Origin of the sequence: Achromobacter sp. UBA5777 (assembly GCF_002418565.1) — a bacterium.
Classification (GTDB): domain Bacteria; phylum Pseudomonadota; class Gammaproteobacteria; order Burkholderiales; family Burkholderiaceae_B; genus Achromobacter; species Achromobacter animicus.
In genome coordinates this window covers 1-19,787 of the sequence record NZ_DIEJ01000126.1, presented here as the reverse complement: position 1 = coordinate 19,787, position 19,787 = coordinate 1, and the positions used below count along the sequence as shown (strand labels likewise).

Here is a 19,787-nt window from a genome sequence, read left to right as displayed (position 1 = left end):
AATAATAACCCGATGTCAGCCCTTCAGGGGATGACGCAAAACAATGGTCTCGTTGCGGTCCGGGCCGGTGGACACCAGGTCGATCGGCACACCGCAGACTTCCGCCACACGCTCGAGATAGCGGCGCGCCGCGGCGGGCAGCTTGGCGTATTCGGTGATGCCGACGGTGGACTCGCTCCAGCCGGGCAGCTCTTCGAGCACCGGTTGCGCCTGCGCCACGGCGTGCGCGCCGTAAGGCAGCACGTCGCGGAATTCGCCGTTGACGCGATAACCGACGCCCAACTGGATGGTTTCCAGACCGTCCAGCACGTCAAGCTTGGTGATGCACAGACCGGAAATGCCGTTCAGGCGAACCGAGCGCTTCAGCGCCGCGCCGTCGAACCAGCCGCAACGGCGCGGACGGCCCGTGACCGAACCGAATTCCTTGCCGATCGTGGCCAGGCGGGTGCCGATCTCGTCGACCAGTTCCGTGGGGAACGGGCCGGAGCCGACGCGCGTGGTGTACGCCTTGGTGATGCCCAGGACGTAATCCAGTTGCTGGGGACCCACGCCGGCGCCGGCCGAGGCCGCACCTGCCACGCAGTTGCTGCTGGTGACGAAGGGGTACGTGCCGTGATCGACGTCCAGCAACGCGCCTTGCGCACCTTCGAACAGGAGGCGCTTGCCTTCCTGCTGCATGGCATACAGGTTGCTCGAGACATCCTTGACCATCGGGGCGATGGCCGGCGCGAGCGCCATGGCTTGATCGCGGACTTCGCTGGCCGAAACGGCTTCTGCGCCCAGGTACTTGGTCAGCACGAAGTTGTGGTAATCCAGCACTTCGGCGAGCTTTTCGTCGAACAGCGAAGGATTGAAGAGATCTTGCACGCGCAGGGCACGGCGGGCGACCTTGTCTTCGTAGGCCGGGCCGATGCCGCGACCGGTAGTGCCAATCTTGCCCTCGCCCTTGCGTGCTTCACGCGCCTTGTCGATGGCGACGTGGTACGGCAGGATCAGCGGGCAGATCTCGGAGATCTGTAGGCGCGAACGCACATCCAGGCCGGCGGCCTCCAGCTCTTCGATTTCCTTGAGCAGGGCCTCCGGGGACAGCACGACGCCATTGCCGATGAAGCAGGTGACACCGGGGTGCATGATGCCGGACGGGATCAGGCGAAGAATCGTCTTCTTGCCATTGATCCACAGCGTATGGCCGGCATTGTGACCGCCCTGGAAGCGGACCACGCCCTGGACGGATTCCGCCAGCCAGTCGACGATCTTGCCCTTGCCCTCGTCACCCCATTGGGTGCCGATTACGACTACGTTCTTGCTCATGATACGAATCAATTTCGAGTTTCTCGGGAAATCCGGAAATCTCCCCGCGGCCCTCTCGTTTCCGAGAGGGAGTTAGTCACAGCGTTTTGACCGTCCAGACGCCATCCTGCAGCGCCAGCTCGCGATCGCAAACGAATTCGTCCTGATCCTGCTCGTGACCGGGCAATACCTGAACGACGATTTCCCCTGACCGGCGCAAGCGGCGAACCGCCTCGGTCAGAGCGGGGGCTTGCCCCCAGGGCGCACGAACCGCTCGCGCCCTTTCCGCTGGCGGCAGACCCGCCGCCAGCTTGCGTAAATCAAGACTGAAGCCAGTGGCCGGACGCGCGCGGCCGAACGCGCGGCTGACGTCGTCGTAGCGGCCACCGCTGACCAACGCGTCGTGCCAGCCTTCGGCGTACAGGGCGAACTTGACGCCCGTGTGGTACGCGTAACCCCCCACGTCGGCCAGATCCACACTGAACGACACGTTCGGCATCGCATCCACCACCGCCTGAAGCGCGTCGAGCGCCTCGGCGACACCCGGCAGTGCCGGCAGGTCGCGGCGGGCAACCTTGAGCACTTCGGGACCACCGTACAACGTGGGCAGCAACTGCAGCGCCTTCAACGTTTCCGGACGGATGCCGGGCGCGCGCGCCACGAGCTCACCCAATCCGGGTACATCCTTGTCGCGCATCAGCCGGATGGCGTCCTGCGCCAGTTCGGCCGCTGCCGGGTCCGACTTCAGGATGGCGCGCAGCACACCGGAATGACACAAGTCCAGGCGCGGATTGCGCACGCCAGCGATGGCAACCGTTTCCAGCACGAGCTGGATGATTTCGAGGTCGGCTTCGAATCCGGCATGGCCGTAGATTTCAGCGCCGATCTGCAGCAGTTCGCGGCTGGACAGCAAGTCCGAGGGGCGCGCATGCAGCACGTTGCCGCAATAACACAGGCGGGTGACGCCCGCGCGGTTCAGCAAGTGCGCGTCGATGCGCGTGACCTGGGGAGTCATGTCCGCGCGCACGCCCAGCGTGCGGCCCGAAAGCTGGTCGACCAGCTTGCAGGTGCGCAGATCCAGATCGCTGCCGGTGCCCGACAGCAATGAATCGATGTACTCGACCAGGGGCGGCGCGACCAGCTCGAACCCGTAAGTACGGTAGAGATCGAGAAGTTCGCGGCGCAGTTCCTCGATGCGCCGAGCCTCTGCCGGAAGTACGTCGGCAAGGCTTTCGGGCAGCAGCCAGTTACCCATGAATGTGTTTACCTGAATAACGCCAAGTGATGCGTGGGCGTCGCCCAAACGAAAAGCGGCTGAGGGGCGTAAGCCCGCTCAGCCGCTGCGGAATGTTTTCTAGCTTACGCGGTATTGTACATGGTTCAGCGGCGAGCGCCACTCGCGGGACAGGCGTGGTCAGGCTACCCAACCGCGTCCCCGATACCGGGCGGAAACTGTCCCGCCTGAAGCAGAAAAGCCCCTCGGGAACCCGAGGGGCTTTTCGTTCGTGCTAGCCAAGGGAGATCACTTGGCCGGCACGGTGACCGGCGCCAAGGCAGCGCCCGCCGGATCCTTCATGAACTGGAAGAAGCTGGAGCTGGGGTCCACGACCAGCACATCGCCCGGCTTGGAGAACGATGCGCGATAGGCTTCCAGGCTCTTGTAGTACGTGTAGAAGTCCGGGTTCTTGCCATAGGCTTGGGCGTAGATGGCTGCCGCTGCGGCGTCCCCCTCACCCATGATGCCCTGGGCCTTGGCGTACGCCTGAGCCACGATGACCTCGCGCTGGCGATCGGCTTCGGCGCGGATCTTCTCGCCTTCGGCGGCGCCGATGGAACGCAGCTCGTTGGCGACGCGGGTACGCTCGGCTTCCATGCGGCGGTAGACCGACTCGGAAATTTCCGGTGCGAACTCGATGCGGCGCAGGCGCACGTCGACGATCTGCACGCCCAGGGGCTCGGCACGCTTGGCGACGTTTTCCAGGATCTCCGTCATGATCTTGTCGCGTTCGGTCGAGACCACGTCCCGAACGGTGCGCACGTTGACCGACGCGTTCAGGGCGTCGCGGATCTGAGCCTGCAGACGCTCTTGGGCCGCGCGCTCGTTGCCGCCGAACGTCACGTAGAACACGCGGGGATCCGCAATGCGCCACTTGACGTAGGAGTCGATCAGCAGGTTCTTCTTTTCGGAAGTCTGGATGCGCTCGGCTTCGTTGGTTTCGATGGTCAGAATGCGCTTGTCGAGCGTGACGACATTCTGGAAAGGCGGCGGAACCTTGAAGTAAAGGCCAGGTTCGCTGATGACGCGGCGGACCTCGCCCAGCGAGAACACCAAGGCATAGTCGCGCTCGCGCACCACGAAAACGCTGGAGGAAAGGAGGGCCAGCACGATGAGCAGGCCGACCAGGATGGGCATAAGACGATTCATGTTCAGGACTCCTCCGGATTAGCGCGACATACGGTCGCGGGGCAGCGTGTTGCTATTGCTGCTGCCGGAAGGCTGCGGCACCGGCGCGGCCGTACCGCGCGGAGGCTGCTGGACAGGCGCATTGGACACGGGCGAGCCGGAGCTGCCGATGTTCGACTTGCCTGCGTCCTGAGCGGCCAGATGCATGATCTTGTCCAGGGGCAAATACAACATGTTGTTGTTGCTCTTGGTGTCGACCATGACCTTGCTGGCGCGGGTGAAGATGTCCTGCATGCTTTCCAGGTACATGCGCTGGCGCATGACTTGAGGCGACTTTTCGTATTCGCCCAGGATGCTGGTGAAGCGCGACGTATTACCTTGCGCATCGCCGACGACCTTGGCCTTGTAACCTTCAGCCTGTTCCGTCATGCGCGATGCCTGACCGCTGGCCAACGGCACGACCTGATTGGCGTAGGCCTGGCCTTCGTTGATCTGGCGCTCGCGATCCTGACCGGCCTTGACGGCGTCGTCGAACGCGGCCTGCACTTGCTCGGGCGGCTGCACGTTCTGGATGGCGACGGTGCTGATCTGCACGCCCGTCTGGTATCGATCGAGGATCTGCTGCATCAGCGCCTGGACTTGGGAAGCCACCGTCGTACGGCCTTCGTACAGCACGAAGTCCATCGACTGCTTGCCTACGACTTCGCGCATGGCGGTTTCGGATGCCTGGCGCACGGACTCGTCCGGGTCGCGCGTCTTGAAGAGATAGTCGGGCGCGCCATCCGCCTTCAGGCGGTACTGGACGACGAACTGCATATCGACGATGTTCTCGTCCGTCGTGAGCATCAGCGCTTCGGGCAGGACCTTGTTGCGCGCGCCGCCACGGAAACCGACTTCGAACGTGCGCAGTTGCGACACGTTGACGATTTCATGGCTTTGAATGGGGTACGGCAGACGCCACTGGAAACCGGCTTGCGACGTGCTCTTGTATTTGCCGAACTGGGTCACGACCGCGACCTGGCCTTCTTGCACGATGTAAAAGCCGCTGGCCAGCCAGATGCCGGCCGCGACCAGGGCAATAACGCCCAGGCCGATGCGTGTGCCACGCGGGGATGGCGGCGTTATGCCGCCACGGTTGCCGGGGCGGTTATTGCCGCCACCGCCCTTGCGCCCGAACAGGTTCCCGATGCGATTGTTGAAATCGCGCCAGACCTCGTCCAGGTCAGGAGGGCCGTCTCCGTTGCCTTGGGGCCGCTTGGGCGGCGGCTCGGAGCCATTGTTGTTTCCACGACCCCAACCGGGGTCATTCAGATTGAAGAGTTTGATAATTCGCGGCATTGTTTCCCACAATCTGTCCGGTCTCCGCAATTGCCCCGCGCAACGCATCCAAACCGGCGCGCTCGGTGGCGCTTACAAATACTCGCGCAATCGTACCATGTGCATCGCGCTCCACCCGCGGTTCCAATCCCGCCCGGTCGATCTTGTTGTATACCAGAATGGTTGGAATCGCGGCAGCGCCTATTTCGGCGAGGACCTTATTCACTTCGAAAATCTGCTCATCCCGCTGCGGGCTGGCCGAGTCCACCACATGCAGCAGCAGGTCGGCATGCACGGTTTCTTCGAGGGTGGCCCGGAAGGCAGCGATCAGGTTGTGAGGCAGGTCGCGGATGAAGCCCACGGTGTCTGACACCACCACCGATCCGGCGCCTTCGATCCAGATGCGGCGCGTCGTTGTATCCAGCGTGGCGAAGAGCTGGTCGGCGGCGTAGGCGTCGCCCCGGGTCAGCGCGTTGAACAGCGTCGACTTGCCGGCGTTGGTATAGCCGACCAGGGACACCGACAGTGCACCACCCCGCGCGCGGGCGCGCCGTTGGGTGATGCGCTGGCGCTCGACTTTGTCGAGCCGTTCGCGCAGCGTCTTGACCTTGGCGCCGATCATGCGGCGGTCCATTTCGAGCTGGGATTCGCCGGGGCCGCGCATCCCGATGCCGCCACGCTGCCGCTCCAGGTGGCTCCACATGCGCGTGAGGCGCGTGGCCAGATGCTGGAGCTGGGCCAGTTCGACCTGCAGCTTGCCTTCGTGGCTCTTGGCGCGCAGCGCGAAGATATCCAGGATGAGCGCGACGCGATCCACGACGCGCAAATTGAAAGCGCGTTCAAGGTTGCGTTGCTGGGCGGGCGACAAAGGCTGATCGAAAAGGACGATATCGGCGAGCAGCGCCTGCGCCATCGCGACGCCCTCGTCGGCCTTGCCGGAGCCGATGAAGAACTTGGCGTCCGGACGATCGCGGCGGGCCGTCAGGGTGCCGACGATTTCGGCGCCCGCGCCCTTGGCCAGCATGGCGAATTCCTCGGCGTGCGCCGTGAAGTCCGGATCACCGAGATCCACACTGATGATCAGAGCGCGCATACATGCACCATATTCGAGCCAAAGCGAAAATGCCCGCCGACGGGAACCGTCTGGCGGGCAATAAAAGGTAAAGCTGGAGCGAGATTACTCAGCAGGGACTTCCACTTGAAAATTGACGGCACGCGCGGGGACGACGGTCGAGATGGCGTGCTTGTAGACCATTTGGGTGACCGTATTGCGCAGCAGCACCACGTATTGGTCGAAGGATTCGATTTGCCCTTGAAGCTTGATGCCGTTCACGAGGTAGATCGACACGGGCACATGATCCTTGCGCAGCGTGTTGAGGAACGGATCTTGCAGAGTTTGCCCTTTATTGCTCATTGGCCAGGCTCCATTTGTTTGTTATTGAGTGATGACGCGCTTTTTGTACTGGTGGAGCACGCCGAAACACGTACTCTACAGGGTTTTCCCGGCCCGTGCTACTTGGCCGGGAAGCAAAAATGAGACCAGAGTTTTCCAGCTGAAAAGCCCTTGAAATCACGCCTGCAGGATCTTGTCGAGCGCTTGCAGAAGCATGTCGCATTGGCCTTCCGTACCCACCGTGATGCGCAGGAATTGGTCGATCCGCGCATGACGGAAATGACGCACGATGATGCTGCGTTCACGCAGAGCGGCGGCGAGCGTCGCGGCGTCCTTTTCCGGGTGGCGTGCGAACACGAAGTTCGCCGCCGACGGGAGCACCTCGAAGCCCAGCGACTCCAGCCCTGCCGTCATGCGCGTCCGGGTTTCGATCACGGCGTTGCGGGTCTGCTCAAAATACTCCGTATCCTCCAGGGCCGCCACTGCGCCGGCGGATGCCAGCCGATCGATGGGGTAGGAGTTGAAACTGTTCTTTACCCGCTCCAGGCCATCGATGAGCGCGGCGCTGCCGACGGCAAAGCCCACGCGCAATCCGGCCAGCGAGCGCGACTTGGAAAGCGTCTGCACCACCAGCAGGTTGTCGTACCGCGAAACCAGCGGGATCACCGATTCGGCGCCGAAATCCACGTACGCCTCGTCCACGACGACGACCGTGTCCGGGTTGCCGGCCACGATGCGCTCGACGTCGGCGGCGCTGAGCGCGCGGCCGGTGGGGGCATTGGGGTTCGGAAAGATGATGGCGCCGGCCTGACCGTGGCGGGCCGGCAGGTAGTCTTCAACGTCGATCCGGAAATCCGCGGTGAGCGGCATCGTTTCGAACGCGATGTCGTACAGGCCGCAATACACCGGGTAGAAACTGTAGGTGATGTCGGGAAAGCGCAGCGGCCGATCATGCTTGAGCAGCGCAAGAAATGCGTGCGCCAGCACCTCGTCGGATCCGTTGCCCACGAACACCTGCTGCGGCTGCGCGCCGACTGCCGTTGCGATGGCCTCGCGCAGGCGATCCGAGGACGGATCCGGATAGAGCTTGAGCGTGTCGTCGCAAGCCGCGCGGATCGCATCGAGCACCTTGGGTGATGGCCCGTAAGGATGCTCGTTGGTGTTCAGCTTGACCAGATTCTGAAGCTTGGGCTGCTCGCCCGGCACATACGGACTGAGCGTCCCGACAACGGGACTCCAGAAACGGCTCATGGATCAGCTTTCCTGCGTGTAGGGGTTGTGCGAGGACTTGAATTCAATGCGCAGCGGCGTACCGGCCAAGTCGAACGCATTGCGGAAACGCGTTTCGAGGTAACGGCGGTACGAGTCGGGAATCGCGTCCAGCGCATTGCCGTGAATGACGACCAGCGGCGGGTTCTGTCCGCCCTGGTGCGCATAGCGCAGCTTGGGACGGAAGATGCCCTTGCGCGGCGGCTGCTGCTGCTCGACCGCAGCTTGCAGCTCGCGCGTGAGCTTGGGCGTGGACAGCTTGGCAAACGCGGCAGCGTGTGCGGCATTGATGGACTTGAGCAAGGGCTTGATGCCCTGCCCGCGCAGCGCCGAGATCGTGTGCACGCGTGCGAACGACAGGAAACGCAGTTTGCGGTTGAACTCACGCTCGATGCGTTCCTTTTCTTCGCCGTCCAGGCCATCCCACTTGTTGACGGCCACGACCACGGCACGCCCGGTTTCCAGCACGAACCCGGCGATGTGCGCGTCCTGCTCGGAGATTTCGGTCTGCGCGTCGAGCATCAGCAGCACGACGTTGCTGGCCTCGATGGCCTGCAAGGTCTTGATGACGGAAAACTTTTCGACCGCCTCGAACACCTTGCCGCGCTTGCGCAGGCCGGCGGTGTCGATGAGCGTGTAGCGGCGGCCGTCGCGGTCGAAATCGATTTCGATCGCGTCGCGCGTCGTGCCCGGCATGTCGAACGCGATGACGCGTTCTTCGCCCATGAACGTGTTGATGAGGGTGGACTTGCCCACGTTGGGACGGCCCACGATCGCCAGCTTGATGCGGTGATCGTGTTCGCCTTCTTCGGCCGGTTCTTCTTCGGCGGGCGTTTCGGCCAGATCCTTGAGCGCGAGCTCGATCAGGTCGACGATGCCGTCGCCGTGCGCCGCGGAAATCGGGTAGGGCTGGCCGAGGCCGAGTTCATGGAACTCGGCGATGGCGGGGCCCAGGCCCATGCCTTCGGCCTTGTTCACCGCCAGCAGCACGCGCTGCTGGCCGGATTTGCGCAGCAGTTGCGCAATTTCGTGGTCGTGCGCGTTGATGCCCGCGCGCGCATCCACCAGGAAGACGACGACGTCCGCCTCGGCGATGGCCTGCCGCGTCTGGCGGGCCATTTCGAGCAGGATGCCGTCCTTGGCCACGGGCTCGAAGCCGCCGGTATCGATGGCGATGAACGGAATATCGCCCACCCTGCCCTCGCCGTAATGGCGATCGCGGGTCAGGCCGGAATAGTCGGCCACCAGCGCGGCGCGCGATCGCGTCAGGCGGTTGAAAAGGGTCGATTTCCCCACATTGGGGCGGCCGACCAGGGCAACGACAGGCTTGAAAGACACGGTAAAAGGCTTTGTTTTATAAGGTTCAGTTGGTGCCGATCAGGACGAGATTGCCATTGCCCGTCTGGACCAGCACGCCTTGGGGCGTCGTCTGCGGCGGCGACACGACCGCGCCGCCGCCCACCGACAGGCGCGCCATCAGGCTGCCGTCGCTGCGCGACAGGAAATGCACATATCCGTCCAGATCGCCGACAGCCAGCGCCCCCCCCAGCATAGCCGGAGCGGTGACCTGGCGGTTCTTCAGGGCGGCCTGCTTCCAGAGATTACCGCCATTATCCAGCGCAAACGCATTGACCACGCTGTTCTGGTCGGCGGAAAACGCGAAGCGGTCGTCCAGGGTGAGACCGCTGACGCTGGAGAAGTCTTTCGTCCAGAGCGGACGGCCGCCGGCGGTGACGTCGAAGCAAACGATACGTCCCTGATAAGCAACGGCGCACAGCAGGTTGCCGGCGATGCGAGGCGCGCCGACCACGTCGGTCAGGCGTTCCAGGTCGCCAGCGCCGCGCGGCGTGGCGACGGTGCCTTCCCATTGCACGTTGCCGCTGTTGGACGCGATGGCAAGGAGTTTGCCGCCAGGCAGACCCGTGATGACCAGGCCTTCAGCCAGGACCATTTGCGCAACGCTGCGCAACGCAAGCGAGGGGCCGGGACGCTGCACGCTCCAGACGCGCTCGCCGCTGTTGGCGTCGAAGGCCTGGATACGATAGTCGCCGCTGCGAACAACGACGATGCCGTAGCCGACAACCGGCGGGATGGCGACGTCGCTGGTGGCGCGGACCTTCCACTTCACCTTGCCGGTGTCGTCGAAGGCGATGACGTCGCCGTTGGGGGACGCCACGGCGGTGGTGGTGCCGTCGCTGCCGGCGCCGGCAGACAACTTGGTGTCGGCCTTGGCCTTCCAGATGACACGGCCGCTCTGCAGATCGAACTTGCCGACGGAGCCGTCAGGCGTCGCGGCATAGATGGCGTCGCCGAGCACGGTGGGCGCGAAGCCCAGGCCAGAGCCGCTGCCGATGGACGTGGACCAGACCTGGCGCACGGACATGCCGGCCTTGTATTCGGTCAAGGGAGCCGGATCGTATCGGCCGTCGTCATGGGAAAACATGCCGCAACCACCCAGGGCAAGCAGGCTTGCCAGCAGAACGGCGCCGCGCCACGTACGGCCAGGTGCAAATTTACGCATTACAGTCACGCTCCGCTCAAGGCATCCAGTTTCAGTTGCACAACCTGGGTCAGGGGATTGGCCAGGCCCAGGCCGTCAATGGCGCTCTGCCAGGCCGCGCGCGCTTCCTCGCGCTTGCCTTGCGCAGCCAGCACGTCGCCGCGGCGGTCAGCGAACAAGGCGGCAAAGGCGGCCGGCGGATTGTTCAACTGCGCCAGCGCGGCGTCGTATTGCTTCTGGTCCAGCATCATGCCCGCCAGGCGCAGGCGCGCCACGGCTTGCATGGCGGGGTTCTTGCCTTGGCCAGCCAGCCACTCGAGCTGTTCGCGGGCGCCGACGTCGTCCTTCTGCGCCTGCAGGGCCTGCGCGGCCACGAGGGCGCCGCGCGCGGCATAGCCGGTGTTGGGATACTTTTCGCGCAGCGTCGAGGCGGCTGTCTTGATGCGCACCGAGGAATCGGCGCCGCCCAGGCGGGCCGCGTCTTCCAGCGCTTCGAAGTAACCCATGGCCTGGTTGGCCTGATGCGATTCGTACGCCTTCCAGCCCCACCAGCCGCCCCAAGCCAGGAGCACCACCGTCGTCAGGGCCAGCAGCAGCGTCCCGTAGCGGGCCCACCACGCCTTGATCGCGTCGAGTTTTTCCTGTTCTTCAAGATCGTATGCCATGCCTTAACCCTTGTTGTTCAATGCGTCGGCCAGCTTTGCCAGCGGAACCTGTTGCTGCGCCGCCTCGCCCTGCTCTTCTGCGCGCAGGAACTTGACGCTGGCGGTCTGCGACGCCACTTCGTCGGCGCCAAGGATAACCGCAACGCGGGCGCCGCTGGCGTCCGCGCGCTTGAATTGCGACTTGAAGCCTGCCGATCCGGCATGCACGATGACCGAGAGGCCCGCGTTGCGCAGGTCTTCGCCGACCCGGGCGGCCAGGCGCTGCGCGTCTTCGCCCTGATGCACGATGTAGACATCGCACTCGGCCGGCGCGGCGATTTCAACGCTTTGTTCCCAGAGGTCGAGCAGACGTTCCATGCCGATGGCAAAGCCCACGGCCGGCGCGGTCTTGCCGCCCAAGAGTTCGACCAGGCCGTCGTAGCGGCCGCCGCCGCAAACCGTGCCTTGGGAACCGAGACGGTCGGTGACCCATTCGAAGACGGTGAGGTTGTAGTAGTCCAGGCCGCGGACCAGACGCGGGTTCAAGCGGTATTCGATGCCGGCGTCGGTGAGGCGCTGGCACACGCCGTCGAAGTGCGCGCGGGACTCTTCGCCCAGGAAGTCGAACAGACGCGGCGCGCTGTCGGCCATTTCCTGCATGGCGGGGTTCTTGGTGTCCAGGACGCGCAGCGGATTGCTGTACATGCGGCGCTGGCCGTCCTCGTCGAGGATGTCGCGGTGCTTTTCCAGATGCTGGATCAGGGCAGCGCGGTGCGCGGCGCGCTCAGCGGGTTGGCCCAGCGAATTGAGTTCGAGGCGCACGTCCTTCAGGCCAAGCAGCTTCCAGAGACGGGCCAGCATGACGATGAGTTCCGCGTCCACATCGGGACCGGCAAAGCCAAGGGCTTCGACGTCGATCTGGTGGAACTGGCGATAGCGGCCGCGCTGCGGGCGCTCGTGGCGGAAGACGGGACCGATGGAGTAGACGCGTTGCGGACGGTCGTAAAGCAGGTTGTGCTCGATGGAGGCGCGCACGATGCCCGCGGTCATCTCGGGGCGCATGGTCAGCGATTCGCCGTTGAGCGCGTCGGTGAACGTGTACATCTCTTTTTCGACGATGTCGGTGACTTCGCCGATACCGCGCGCAAACAGGCGCGTATGCTCAAGCACCGGCGTGCGCACATTGCGATAGCCGTAGCCGCGCAGCCAGCCGCGCACGATTTCCTCGAATTGCTCCCAGCGGGCGCTTGCCCCCGGCAGCAGATCATTCATGCCGCGTATGGCGGCGACTTTCTGGAAAGCTTGAGTCATCTTGATCATGCCGCTGGCGCGCCCGAGACGCGCGCCAGTGGCTACACCCTTACTTTAGTGAGAGGCGAGCGCGCCATAGCGGCGCGCAACGTATTCTTCAACGATGGCCTGGAACTCTTCGGCGATATGGTCGCCCTTGAGCGTCACCGTACGCTCGCCGTCGACGAACACCGGCGCGGCCGGCACTTCGCCGGTGCCCGGCAGGCTGATGCCGATGTCGGCATGACGGCTTTCGCCCGGCCCATTGACCACACAGCCCATCACCGCGACGTTCATGGATTCGACGCCGGGGTATTGCGCGCGCCACACCGGCATCTGCCGGCGCAGGAACGACTGGATGCTGTCGGCGAGTTCCTGGAAGAACGTGCTGCTGGTGCGGCCGCAGCCCGGGCAGGCAACGACCATGGGCGTGAAGGCCCGCAGTCCCATGGTTTGCAGGATCTCCTGCGCGACGATGGCTTCGCGGCTACGCTCGCCGCCGGGTTCAGGCGTGAGCGAAATGCGGATGGTGTCGCCGATGCCTTGCTGCATCAGCACGGCCAGCGCGGCGGTCGAGGCCACGATGCCCTTGCTGCCCATGCCCGCCTCGGTAAGACCCAGATGCAAGGGATAGTCGCAACGAGCGGACAGATCGCGGTAGACCGCGATGAGATCCTGGACATGGCTGACCTTGCACGACAGGATGATCGCGTCGCGCCGCAGGCCGAGTTCTTCGGCGCGCTGGGCATTGCTGATGGCCGAGACGACGAGCGCATCGCGCATGACGGCCTGCGCTTCCCAGGGCTGGGCGCGCCGGCTGTTTTCGTCCATCTTGCGCGCCATGAGTTCGTGGTCGAGACTGCCCCAGTTGACGCCGATGCGCACCGGCTTGTCGTAGCGGCAGGCAACTTCGATCATCTGCGCGAAGTTGTCGTCGCGGCGCTTGCCGCCCCCCATGTTGCCGGGGTTGATGCGGTATTTGGACAGCGCCTGGGCGCATTCCGGGAACTGCGTCAGCAGCTTGTGGCCGTTGTAGTGGAAGTCGCCCACCAGCGGCACGTTCACGCCCATGCGGTCGAGCTGTTCGCGGATGGCGACGACCTCGCGGGCGGCTTCCGGCGTGTTCACGGTGATGCGCACGAGCTCGGAGCCGGCCAGCGCCAGCTCCTTGACCTGGATCGCGGTGGCGATGGCGTCCGCGGTGTCGGTGTTGGTCATGGACTGGACCACGACCGGGGCGTCTCCGCCCACCGTCACGACGCGATCGCCCCACTTGATCGCGACGGAACGCGTGGCGCGGCGCGCTGCGGCTCCCACCGGGGGAGGCGGCGCGTCCTGGCAAGGCAGAGAAGAATCTTGCATCGGGTGGAACCGTGTTACTTGGTCGACTTCGGCAGCCAGTCGGCCGGCAGCCACTGCTGCGGCAGCCAACCTTGCCAGAAGGCATAGGCCACGCCGGCGGCCAGCACCAGCACGATGGCGATCAGCCAGCCCCAGGACGTCGTGGACGAACGGTCGTCGTCGGCGCTGGATTGAGGAATGGAATGCGCCGAGTGCAGCGAACTGGGGCTGAGCTTGGCCGGGCCGGTGACGCGGGCCTTGGGGTCGAGCGAATCGACGATGGCCTCGGCGTCGGCGCCAAGCAGGCGCGCATAGTTGCGGACGAGGCCGCGCAAGGAAACGCCGGTGGGCAGGTGATCCCACTGCTCGTTTTCAAGGGCTTCGATCTGCTTGGTGGAAAACTTGATGCGGCTGGAGACCTCGTCGAGCGACCAGCCCTTGGACTGGCGCAGGCCGCGCAAGGCGGCGCCCACGCTGCCCACCGCGCCGGCGGACGAGTCGGAAACTGCAGAAGCGAAATCCTGCGTCATGCGTGCACCTGTTTAATTGGTATGGTCTGGCGCTGTGCGGCATTGCGCTCGGTGATCCGAGTGCGGTCCCGCACCTCTCCGGCCAGTTGACCGCAAGCCGCATCGATGTCGTCGCCCCGGGTCTTGCGGACCGTGGTGATGATGCCGGCGTCCATGAGACGCTGGGCAAACACCTTCACCCGCGCCGAGGCCGATCGCTTCAGGCCGGACGCGGGGAATGGGTTGAACGGGATGAGGTTCAGCTTGCAGCGCACCTGGCGTGCAATGTGGATCAGTTCCTTGGCGTGCTGGTCGGTGTCGTTGATGCCGTCCAGCATGCAGTATTCAAACGTGATGAAGTCGCGCGGCGCAAACGCGAGATAGCGTTCGCAGGCAGCCAGCAACTCTTTCAGCGGGTATTTCTTGTTCAGCGGCACGAGCTCGTCGCGCAGCGCGTCGTTGGGCGCGTGCAGCGAAACGGCCAGTGCCACGGGACAGTCTTGCGACAGGCGGTCCATCATGGGGACGACGCCGGAGGTGGACACGGTGACGCGGCGGCGCGACAGGCCGTACGCGTTGTCGTCCAGCATCAGGCGCAGCGCGGGCAGGACCTGGTCGTAGTTGAGCAGGGGTTCGCCCATGCCCATCATGACGACGTTGCTGATGACGCGCGTGTCTTCGGTGGCGCGGGCGCTTTCAAGGCGGGCCGTGCCGATGTCGGCTTCGAGCACGCGCTTGGCCCACCACAACTGGCCGATGATTTCGCTGGTCTTCAGGTTGCGGTTGAAGCCCTGGTGCCCGGTCGAGCAGAAGCGGCAGTTCACCACGCAGCCAGCCTGGCTGGAAATGCACAGTGTGCCGCGGTCGTCTTCAGGGATGAAGACGGTTTCGATGGCATTGCCCTGCCCCACGTCAAACAGCCACTTGCGGGTGCCGTCGGTCGAGCGCTGCTCGATGTTGACGGGCAATGCCTCGATGCGGCAATGCGACGCAAGCTGGCTGCGAAAGTCGCGGGCCAGGTCGGTCATGGCGTCGAACGAATCGGCGCCGCGCTGGTGCATCCAGCGCTGCAACTGGCGGGCACGAAACGGCTTGCCGCCCCACTGCCCGACCAATTCGGACAGGGCGGAGCCATCCAGCCCCAGCAGATTGATTCGTTCGACGGATTCCATAACCAGGTAAAACTTAAAGCGCTTTCAACAACTTAAGCCAAAAATTAACGGCTGTGGATGTTGATTTCGGGGAAGAAGAAAGCCACTTCGACAGCAGCCGTTTCCGGAGCGTCGGAGCCGTGGACGGCGTTGGCGTCGATGCTGTCGGCGAAATCGGCGCGGATGGTGCCGGCTTCAGCCTTCTTGGGGTCCGTGGCGCCCATCAGGTCACGGTTCTTCTGGATGGCGTCTTCGCCTTCCAGCACTTGCACGAACACGGGGCCCGAGATCATGAAGTCGACCAGGTCCTTGAAGAAGGGACGGGCGGCGTGCACGGCGTAGAAACGCTCGGCGTCGGCGCGCGACAGTTGGGTCAGGCGGGCGGCGATGACCTTCAGGCCGGCTTGCTCGAAACGGCCGACGATCTGGCCGATCACGTTCTTGGCGACGGCGTCGGGCTTGATGATCGAGAGGGTGCGTTGGATGGACATAAAGGACTCCGAAAACTGATTTCTGACGGGTTTCTAGTTAATTGCTTGGCGGGGCTCGGGCCGTTCTGAACCACCGCCAAAACAGGATTCGACACTGCCGACCTGTCGGACGCATCCTGGAATGCAAGCGGGATTCCGGTTGCACGCGAATCCTATGATTCTGCACGCATTTCCGAAGGAATCCTCAATGAATTCAGGGACTTCTAAAAGGTTTACAGCAACCCGGCATTCTAACACGCCGAGAAGACCGCAATACATCTTAAAATGAGCGGTTTGCTGCCCGCTCCCTACCCGGGCGCCCCTGTCTGCCGGAACCTAGTAATGACTCAAGCTGCTCCCCCGAACGCCGCGCCCATCGCCGGCGAAACCCCGGAACTCTCGAAGAGCTTCGAACCCTCCGAACTGGAATCCCGCTGGTATGCCGAGTGGGACAAGCGCGGGTACTTCGCTGCGGGCCAGCATGTGGAAACGGGGACGGAAAGCCAGCCGTACGTCATCCAGTTCCCGCCGCCCAACGTCACGGGCACCCTGCACATGGGCCACGCGTTCAACCAGACCATCATGGACGGGCTGGTGCGCTACCACCGCATGTCGGGCGACGACACCGTGTTCATTCCCGGCACCGACCACGCCGGCATCGCCACGCAGATCGTCGTTGAAAGACAGCTCGACGCCCAAAAGGTTTCGCGCCACGACCTGGGCCGCGAGAAGTTCGTCGAGAAAGTGTGGGAATGGAAGGAAAAGTCGGGCAGCGCGATCACCGGGCAGGTGCGCCGCCTGGGCGCCTCGGCCGACTGGCCGCGCGAATACTTCACCATGGACGACCGCATGTCGCGCGGCGTGGTGGAAACCTTTGTCCGTCTGCATAAACAGGGACTGATCTATCGCGGCAAGCGCCTGGTCAACTGGGATCCCAAGCTGCTCACGGCCGTGTCCGACCTGGAAGTGCAGTCCGAAGAGACCGATGGCCACATGTGGCACATCCTGTACCCGTTCGTTGACGGCCCGCAGACCATCGTCGACAAGGATGGCCAGACCGTCACCCTGCGCGGCATGACCATCGCCACGACCCGTCCGGAAACCATGCTGGCCGACGGCGCGCTGTGCGTGCATCCCGATGATCCCCGCTACAAGCACCTGGTGGGCAAGCAGGTCGAACTGCCGCTTTGCGACCGCAACATTCCCATCATTGCCGACGACTTCGTCGACCCCGAATTCGGCACGGGCTGCGTGAAGATCACGGGCGCCCACGACTTCAACGACTACGCCTGCGCGATGCGTCACGATCTGCCGCTGATCGTGATCTTCACGCTGGACGCGCACATCAACGAAAACGGTCCCCAGCAGTTCCAGGGCATGGAACGCTACGAGGCCCGCAAGGCCGTCGTGGCGCAACTGGAAGCCGAAGGTTATCTGGTCAAGGTCGAGCCGCACAAGATGATGCAGCCCAAGGGCGACCGCACCGGCGTCGTGCTCGAGCCCATGCTGACCGACCAGTGGTTCGTTGCCATGAGCAAGCCCGCGCCCGAAGGCACGCTGAACCCCGGCAAGAGCATCACTGAGGTCGCGCTGGAAGTCGTGGCCGACGGCCGCATCCAGTTCTACCCGGACAACTGGACCACCATTTACAACCAGTGGCTCAACAACATCCAGGACTGGTGCATTTCGCGCCAGCTCTGGTGGGGCCACCAGATTCCGGCCTGGTACTCGGAAGACGGCCAGGTGTTCGTCGCCCACGACGAAGCCGGCGCGATCGAACAGGCGCGCGCCGCTGGCGTCACGGGTCCGCTCACGCGCGATCCCGATGTACTGGATACGTGGTTCTCGTCGGGCCTGGTGCCTTTCACGACGCTGGGCTGGCCGGAAAACACGCCGGACCTGCAGCGTTACCTGCCCTCCAGCGTCCTGGTCACGGGCTTTGACATCATCTTCTTCTGGGTGGCGCGCATGGTCATGCTGACCACGCACCTGACCGGCCAGATCCCGTTCAAGCACGTCTACGTGCACGGTCTCATCCGCGACGCCGACGGCCAGAAGATGAGCAAGTCCAAGGGCAACACGCTGGACCCGGTGGACCTGATTGACGGCATCGACCTGGACGGCCTGGTCGCCAAGCGCACCTACGGCCTGATGAATCCGAAGCAGGCCGGCGCGATCGAAAAGGCCACGCGCCGCCAGTACCCGGACGGCATCCCCGCCTACGGCACCGACGCGCTGCGCTTCACCATGGCGGCCTACGCCACGCTGGGCCGCAACATCAACTTCGACCTGAAGCGTTGCGAGGGCTACCGCAATTTCTGCAACAAGCTCTGGAACGCCACGCGCTTCGTGCTGATGAACACCGAAGGCCACGACCTGACGGTGCCGGATGCCGGCGAGCTGTCCTTCGTGGACCGCTGGATCATCAGCCAGATGCAGACGCTGGAAGCCGACGTGGCGCGCGGTTTTGCCGACTACCGTTTCGACAACATCGCCAACGCGCTCTATCGCTACGTGTGGGACGAATACTGCGACTGGTATCTGGAACTGGCCAAGGTGCAAATCCAGACCGGCACGCCGGCCCAGCAACTGGGCACCCGCCGCACGCTGATCCGCGTCCTGGAATGCGTGCTGCGCCTGGCCCACCCGATCATCCCGTTCATCACGGAAGAGCTGTGGCAGAAGGTGTCTGTCGTGGCCGGCAAGCGCAAGGAAGGCGTTGCCGCCAGCATCAGCGTGCAGCCCTACCCGAAGGCCAACCCGGATGCGGTGGACACCGCCGCCGAAGCCGACGTGGCCGAACTGAAGGCGCAGGTCGAGGCGGTGCGCGCACTGCGCGGCGAGATGAGCCTGTCGCCTGCCCAGAAGGTGCCGCTGTGCGCCCAGGGCGACGCGCCGATGCTGACGCGCAACGCGCCGTACCTGGCCGCGCTGGCCAAGCTGAGCCAGGTCGACGTGCTGGACGTGCTGCCCGACGCCGGTGCGCCCGTGCAGGTCGTCGGCGGCAGCCGCCTGATGCTGCACGTTGAAGTCGACGTGGCCGCCGAGCGTGTGCGCCTGGACAAGGAAATCGCCCGTCTGGCCGGTGAAATCGCCAAGGCCAAGGGCAAGCTGTCCAACGCCAGCTTCGTCGAGCGCGCCCCCGCCGCCGTCGTCGAACAGGAAAAGGCCCGCATGGCGCAGTTCAGCGAAACCCTGCAGAAGGTGCAGGAGCAGCGCGCCAAGCTGGGCGACTGATCCAAGCGCTTGATGTAAAGCCCAGAAACCCCGGACACCGTTCCGGGGTTTTTGTTTTGGGGTGGTGTTTTTTTGGGGGGGGGTGGCGGGGATCGGGTCGCGGACGCGGCCGCCCCTCAAACCCCTCCGTCCGTCATCCGATACCAGCTCACCACCGCGTTGACGTACAGCCGGCGGAGCGGATAAAGCGGAAACGGCACGATCGGCGACAGCGGCACAGGCAACGCGTTGGCATCGCCCGTGGCAACGTATTCGGCCATCGCCGCGCCCATGCAGGTCTGCAAGCCGACGCCGCGGCCCTGACAGCCGATGTCCACCAGCAACCCGGGCTGCGGCTCATGCAGATGCGGCAGATAGTCGCGCGTGACGGCAACTCGGCCGCACCAGCGGAACTCAAAGGGGGTTCCCGCCACCTGCGGAAACATCTTCACCATCACGCGCTCAAGATGCGCCCAATCGGATTCGCCCTTGGGTTCGCGAAAGGGACCGCGGCCGCCCATCAGCAAGCGGCCTTGGTGGTCCAGGCGGAAGTACAGCAGCAGGTTGCGCGTGTCGGACGTGACATGCCCTTCGGGAAATATGCCCGCGCGGATGCGGTCCGGCAGCGGCGCGGTTGCCACCTGGAATGTGTTGGCGTCGATGATGGAAGGCTTGAGGCCGGGCCACAGATCGCCGCCGTAGGCATTGGTGCACATCACCACGCGATCGGCGCTGACCGAGGGACCGCGAGCCGTGGACACCGTCCATTTGCCGCCGTCACGCCTCAACCCGGTGACGGGCGTGTCGGTGTGCAGCATCGCGCCCGCATTCAGCGCGGCGCGCGCCAGGCCGCGCGCGTAGCTCAGCGGCTGCACCGCGCCTGCCCGCCGGTCGACCCATCCGCCCAGATACTTGTCCGTGCCGATCAGGCGCGCAACCTGCGCGCGGTCCAGTGGCTGGGCGTCCACGCCAAGGCGCGCCCATTGCGCCGCG

General features: G+C 64.4%; 17 protein-coding genes. 1 reads left to right on the top strand and 16 read right to left on the bottom strand.

The annotated features are described in order from the left end of the window. Positions 1-15: 15 nt before the first annotated feature. From B3446_RS09420 to ndk, 15 genes are all read right to left on the bottom strand, one after another. Positions 16-1,311 (bottom strand): adenylosuccinate synthase, encoded by a 1,296-nt coding sequence (locus B3446_RS09420; RefSeq protein WP_191577028.1) that lies wholly within the window; start codon positions 1,309-1,311, stop codon positions 16-18. A 76-nt stretch (positions 1,312-1,387) separates the two neighbouring features. After that, complete coding sequence (locus B3446_RS09415) at positions 1,388-2,545, bottom strand: ATP phosphoribosyltransferase regulatory subunit (RefSeq protein ID WP_175139278.1); 1,158 nt, start codon at positions 2,543-2,545, stop codon at positions 1,388-1,390. Between the two features lie 267 nt (positions 2,546-2,812). Then, positions 2,813-3,715: a protease modulator HflC gene (gene hflC, locus B3446_RS09410; protein WP_175125028.1), complete on the bottom strand. Its 903-nt coding sequence runs from the start codon at positions 3,713-3,715 to the stop codon at positions 2,813-2,815. Between the two features lie 18 nt (positions 3,716-3,733). Further along, positions 3,734-5,032, bottom strand: a complete 1,299-nt coding sequence (hflK, locus tag B3446_RS09405; protein WP_175184965.1) for an FtsH protease activity modulator HflK — start codon at positions 5,030-5,032, stop codon at positions 3,734-3,736. Further along, a complete protein-coding gene (gene hflX / locus B3446_RS09400; protein ID WP_291380378.1) occupies positions 4,998-6,104 on the bottom strand; it encodes a GTPase HflX in 1,107 nt (368 codons plus the stop codon). Before hflX ends, hflK begins: the two co-directional genes overlap by 35 nt. An 84-nt stretch (positions 6,105-6,188) precedes the next feature. Next, the gene (hfq, locus tag B3446_RS09395) at positions 6,189-6,425 is read right to left on the bottom strand and encodes an RNA chaperone Hfq (protein ID WP_006218585.1); all 237 of its coding nucleotides are present in this window, start codon (positions 6,423-6,425) and stop codon (positions 6,189-6,191) included. A 156-nt stretch (positions 6,426-6,581) separates the two neighbouring features. Next, positions 6,582-7,655 (bottom strand): histidinol-phosphate transaminase, encoded by a 1,074-nt coding sequence (gene hisC, locus B3446_RS09390; RefSeq protein WP_191577029.1) that lies wholly within the window; start codon positions 7,653-7,655, stop codon positions 6,582-6,584. 3 nt (positions 7,656-7,658) lie between these two features. Then, on the bottom strand, positions 7,659-9,011 hold the full coding sequence (gene der / locus B3446_RS09385; RefSeq protein ID WP_291380342.1) for a ribosome biogenesis GTPase Der: 1,353 nt from the start codon (positions 9,009-9,011) through the stop codon (positions 7,659-7,661). 25 nt (positions 9,012-9,036) lie between these two features. Continuing rightward, positions 9,037-10,194: an outer membrane protein assembly factor BamB gene (gene bamB / locus B3446_RS09380; RefSeq protein ID WP_175125032.1), complete on the bottom strand. Its 1,158-nt coding sequence runs from the start codon at positions 10,192-10,194 to the stop codon at positions 9,037-9,039. A gap of 5 nt (positions 10,195-10,199) precedes the next feature. Beyond that, positions 10,200-10,838 carry a YfgM family protein gene (locus B3446_RS09375; RefSeq protein WP_291380340.1) on the bottom strand — a complete coding sequence of 213 codons (639 nt, stop codon included), beginning with the start codon at positions 10,836-10,838 and terminating at the stop codon, positions 10,200-10,202. Positions 10,839-10,841: 3 nt separating this feature from the next. After that, positions 10,842-12,128: a histidine--tRNA ligase gene (gene hisS / locus B3446_RS09370; protein WP_291380338.1), complete on the bottom strand. Its 1,287-nt coding sequence runs from the start codon at positions 12,126-12,128 to the stop codon at positions 10,842-10,844. Positions 12,129-12,182: 54 nt separating this feature from the next. Continuing rightward, the gene (gene ispG, locus B3446_RS09365; RefSeq protein ID WP_175125035.1) at positions 12,183-13,469 is read right to left on the bottom strand and encodes a flavodoxin-dependent (E)-4-hydroxy-3-methylbut-2-enyl-diphosphate synthase; all 1,287 of its coding nucleotides are present in this window, start codon (positions 13,467-13,469) and stop codon (positions 12,183-12,185) included. A gap of 14 nt (positions 13,470-13,483) precedes the next feature. Continuing rightward, the gene (locus B3446_RS09360; RefSeq protein WP_105238152.1) at positions 13,484-13,978 is read right to left on the bottom strand and encodes a helix-turn-helix domain-containing protein; all 495 of its coding nucleotides are present in this window, start codon (positions 13,976-13,978) and stop codon (positions 13,484-13,486) included. Further along, positions 13,975-15,129: a 23S rRNA (adenine(2503)-C(2))-methyltransferase RlmN gene (gene rlmN / locus B3446_RS09355; RefSeq protein WP_105238151.1), complete on the bottom strand. Its 1,155-nt coding sequence runs from the start codon at positions 15,127-15,129 to the stop codon at positions 13,975-13,977. The genes B3446_RS09360 and rlmN overlap by 4 nt, the downstream gene beginning before the upstream one ends. A 44-nt stretch (positions 15,130-15,173) precedes the next feature. Further along, positions 15,174-15,599: a nucleoside-diphosphate kinase gene (gene ndk / locus B3446_RS09350; RefSeq protein ID WP_175125038.1), complete on the bottom strand. Its 426-nt coding sequence runs from the start codon at positions 15,597-15,599 to the stop codon at positions 15,174-15,176. Positions 15,600-15,920: 321 nt separating this feature from the next. Between ndk and B3446_RS09345 the strand changes: the two genes are divergently transcribed. Continuing rightward, entirely contained in the window at positions 15,921-18,815 is a 2,895-nt protein-coding gene (locus B3446_RS09345; protein WP_291380333.1) for a valine--tRNA ligase, read from the top strand. Between the two features lie 116 nt (positions 18,816-18,931). Here B3446_RS09345 and B3446_RS09340 read toward each other — a convergent pair. Beyond that, a partial coding sequence (locus B3446_RS09340) for an NAD(P)/FAD-dependent oxidoreductase (RefSeq protein WP_291380331.1) occupies positions 18,932-19,787 on the bottom strand: 856 nt, incomplete at its 5' end.